The organism is Microcystis wesenbergii FACHB-1317 (genome assembly GCF_014696875.1).
In the GTDB taxonomy this organism is placed as follows: Bacteria; Cyanobacteriota; Cyanobacteriia; order Cyanobacteriales; family Microcystaceae; genus Microcystis; species Microcystis wesenbergii_A.
Genome location: NZ_JACJQV010000034.1, coordinates 1 through 3,592 on the forward strand (window position 1 = coordinate 1; position 3,592 = coordinate 3,592).

Annotated in this window: 4 protein-coding genes and 1 pseudogene; 3 read left to right on the top strand and 2 right to left on the bottom strand. The window is 44.1% G+C overall.

All coding sequences use genetic code 11. From position 1 onward, the window contains the following. Positions 1-114: 114 nt before the first annotated feature. The gene (locus tag H6F92_RS00565) at positions 115-1,311 is read right to left on the bottom strand and encodes a DUF4377 domain-containing protein (RefSeq protein ID WP_199308093.1); all 1,197 of its coding nucleotides are present in this window, start codon (positions 1,309-1,311) and stop codon (positions 115-117) included. A 447-nt stretch (positions 1,312-1,758) separates the two neighbouring features. Here H6F92_RS00565 and H6F92_RS00570 point away from each other — a divergent pair, with 447 nt between their 5' ends. The 3 genes from H6F92_RS00570 to H6F92_RS00580 are packed head-to-tail and all read left to right on the top strand — an operon-like array spanning position 1,759 to position 3,257. Continuing rightward, entirely contained in the window at positions 1,759-2,103 is a 345-nt protein-coding gene (locus H6F92_RS00570) for a YbaB/EbfC family nucleoid-associated protein (RefSeq protein WP_190356419.1), read from the top strand. A gap of 59 nt (positions 2,104-2,162) precedes the next feature. Then, entirely contained in the window at positions 2,163-2,885 is a 723-nt protein-coding gene (locus H6F92_RS00575; protein WP_199308094.1) for a pyridoxine 5'-phosphate synthase, read from the top strand. A 60-nt stretch (positions 2,886-2,945) separates the two neighbouring features. Continuing rightward, the gene (locus H6F92_RS00580; protein ID WP_002783106.1) at positions 2,946-3,257 is read left to right on the top strand and encodes an MgPME-cyclase complex family protein; all 312 of its coding nucleotides are present in this window, start codon (positions 2,946-2,948) and stop codon (positions 3,255-3,257) included. Positions 3,258-3,297: 40 nt separating this feature from the next. Here H6F92_RS00580 and H6F92_RS00585 read toward each other — a convergent pair. After that, positions 3,298-3,480, bottom strand: a pseudogene (locus H6F92_RS00585) (ComEA family DNA-binding protein); the annotation flags it as partial. Positions 3,481-3,592 lie beyond the last annotated feature (112 nt).

Sequence of the window (3,592 nt, forward strand, 5' to 3'; positions counted from 1 at the left end):
ATAACTGATAACTGATAACTGATAACTGATAACTGATAACTGATAACTGATAACTGATAACTGATAACTGATAACTGATAACTGATAACTGATAACTGATAACTGATAACTGAATTAGTTTCTCACTGCTTCTGTTTCTGCTTCTTTGGGAACAACAACTGGCACTCCGCTGACTGTTTCGATTTGATAAATAACGCGACTTAATTGGGAAGGACAACAGAGAGGATCCGTATCTTTATAGCGATTAAAAACCACAATAATTCGATCGCTATTTGGTAAAACAATTCTCTGAGATGCACCATCAGTGCGGGAATCCATCGGTCGCGGGGAAAGAGTGCCAGCGAATTTACCATCGACAAAAACAAAGTCTTGATAACCCATTGGTCGGCACATTCCATCCACTCCACTCATGGCCGAAATAACGCTAGTTTTACCATAGGTTTGCACGGATCCGTACAGTAACCATCCTGCTTTATTAAGTGCTTGATCATTGGCAGTAATTGCCGGTCGAACCTGTTCACGACACTGGTTATCGATCACGGTTTTAACGGGAGATTTGGGGATAGGGGCCTTGGCTTTATTCCAATTAGTTAACGGTCGATCAAACCAAGCTCGCGGAGTCTCTTTTTCAGGGGTTTGGCTAATAATTTCTAATAGCTTCCATGTTTCCGAATTTTGATTAGTAGCGGGATTGGAGACGGTTTCAACGCTAACTTTAATTTGATAGAAAAATCCCGGTTTATAATCAAATCCCTCGATACTATTAGGGAACAATCTCCAGTTTTCCTCTGGTTTTTCTCGTATCTGTAAACAGTCTTTGGTTGGTCCTTGGCTACAGGGTTGTTTCCTAGAATTGATATAAATTGTCTTTTCCGTGCGCGTGGTGGTCGGTGCGGGGGTAAAAGTGAGGATTCCTAAACCTTCGGGAGTACGATAAAATAACTGTAAATCGCCTTTAGCTGTCACTTGGAATTGTTCCACTCCTTGCAAGGCAGCAAGATATTGATTTTCTTGTTTCATCTGCGGTTCCGGACAAGCTTTTTTCGTAGTAGCGATCGCTTGGTTAACCTTGAGCGTGCCATCATTGACTTGATAGCCGGTATTATACTGGTTGCATCCGGCCGAACCACTGAGGATATTTTTCTGGAAAGCGGCAGTAATTTCCGTTTCTTTCACCAAACTTCCGGCTGTCCACCCCCTTAGTTTCCATCGAGTCCCCTCCAAAGGGGAAGTATTAGCGATCGCCGCTTTCCCCGCTAAAGCACAACTTAGGGCAATTGTCAAGAAAATTCCCGTTTTTTTGGCGTTCAAAATTGCTATTCTCCTCGTCAAAGCAACAATTGTATTATGGCGTGGGGTAATCGACTGAGTGGTTGGGATAATTTTTTGGATTTCTCTTTCTGACCATCCCGTGACGGATGAAGAGAGAACAAGTTCCCTCAAACCTTAACCCAGTCAGAAAGTCATCGTTGTCATTAGCTCTCCTGCAAAAGTAAGGAGACAGGAGACAGGAGACTCCGAGACAGGAGACTCCGAGGAGAAAAAAGACAAGAGACAACTATCCTATCCATAAAACCTGAGATTATGTCCAATTTATCGGAGCTTTTAGATATTTTGACCCGATAGCGCCTCGATAACTTACTTTTGCAGGAGGTCTATTAATCACTTTTTGCCCTCACAGGGCCACAAGTTGACCCCGGTTCACCTTAAGCAGTACAATAAAAACCTTGAATGACCCCTTAAACAAAAAAAAACACCATGGCACAAGGACAAGGATTCGGATTCGGTCTCGGTAAGATTAAAGAACTACAAGACGCTTTCCAAAAAGCGCAACAGGTGCAACAAGGGGCGAAAGTTCTGCAAGAAGAACTGGAAACTATGGAAATTCCTGGCCAGAGTGAAAATGGCTTGGTGACAGTCTATCTCAGTGGCAACCAAGAACCCCGGGGTATTGAAATCGACCCTGCTCTCCTCTCCCAAGATCTGGAGATTGTGGCTGGGTCTATTCTAGAAGCCATGAAAGCCGCCTATGATGCCTCCACGGAAACCATGCGCGGCAAAATGGAAGAACTGACCATGGGTTTAAATATCTCCAGTATGTAATCGCTTTTGACCGCAATGGTAAGATGGAAAGTTGGACTAACAAACAAGGAGGTTCAACTTTGCTGACTTTGGGTGTCAATATCGACCATGTGGCCACAATTCGCCAAGCGCGCCGTACCGTGGAACCGGATCCCGTGGCGGCGGCAGTTTTGGCTGAAATCGGCGGCGCTGATGGCATTACCGTTCACTTGCGCGAGGATCGTCGTCATATCCAGGATCGCGATGTGCGGATTCTCCGGCAAACGGTGCGGACTCATCTGAATCTGGAAATGGCCCCGACGGAGGAAATGATCGCCATTGCTCTCGATATTAAACCCGATTATGTCACCCTTGTCCCCGAAAAGCGCCAGGAAGTGACCACGGAAGGGGGGATCGATATGCTGGGCAATTTTGACCGTTTTTGTCGGGTTGTCGAGCGCCTACAAGCGTCTAATATCCCCGTTAGTTGGTTTATTGATGCCGATTTTGCCCAAATTCAAGCGGCCGCTAATACGGGGGCGAAATTTATTGAACTCCACACCGGTCAATACGCCGAAGCACAACAGGAGATCGATCGTCAAGCAGAATTAACAATTCTTAAAGAAGGTTGTGAATACGCTTCCTCTCTCGGTTTGCGGGTGAATGCCGGTCACGGTTTGACCTATTGGAATGTTTATGCCGTCGCCTGTTTGCCCAATATGGAGGAATTGAACATTGGTCACACAATTATCAGTCGTGCGGTTTTGGTCGGGTTGGAACGGGCTGTTAGGGAAATGAAATTGGCTATGGGTGGGCAATTGTAAAGGCTATCAGCTAATCTCCCGACTAGGAAACAATTACAGTGAAAAATTAAAGGAAAGATGATGACAACTTATTATTATTTGGTAGCCAGTCAAAAGTTTTTAGAAGAAGAAGCGATCGAAAAGGAAGTTTTGAAGGAAAGAATCAGGAATTATCAAGAAAAAGGTCAAGAAATTGATTTTTGGTTAATTGCCAATCCAGCTTTTTTAGATACTCCCGCTTTTGCCGATATCAAAAAGAAAACTCCCCAACCAGCAGCGGCAATTGTTTCTCTCAACCAACAGTTTATTACTTGGCTAAAATTGCGTCTAGAATACGTTATTACCGGACAGTTTGAGGCTCCTTCCGATACTATTCCCGAACCGTTAAAATAACCTTTTTGGACTGTGGCAGAAAATGCAGACGAAGCAATCATTACCAGCTTACTTTGCCTTTGAGCTTGTTAATTTTTCCCTTACCGATTCCCGATACTCGATCCAAATCTTCTAGGGAAGTAAAGGGTTTTTGTTGCCGAGCTGCGATAATTTTTTCGGCTAATTTGCCACTGATACCGGGTAAAGTATCTAATTCTTCTTTTGTGGCAGTGTTTAAATTAATGGTGGTGATTCGGTAGTAGTGATGGCGGCTTAATCCTTTGCTTTGCTGTGCATTGTAGTCATGGATAAAATACCAAAGGGCTCCCCAACATGATTCTCCATTTTTTTAGAGA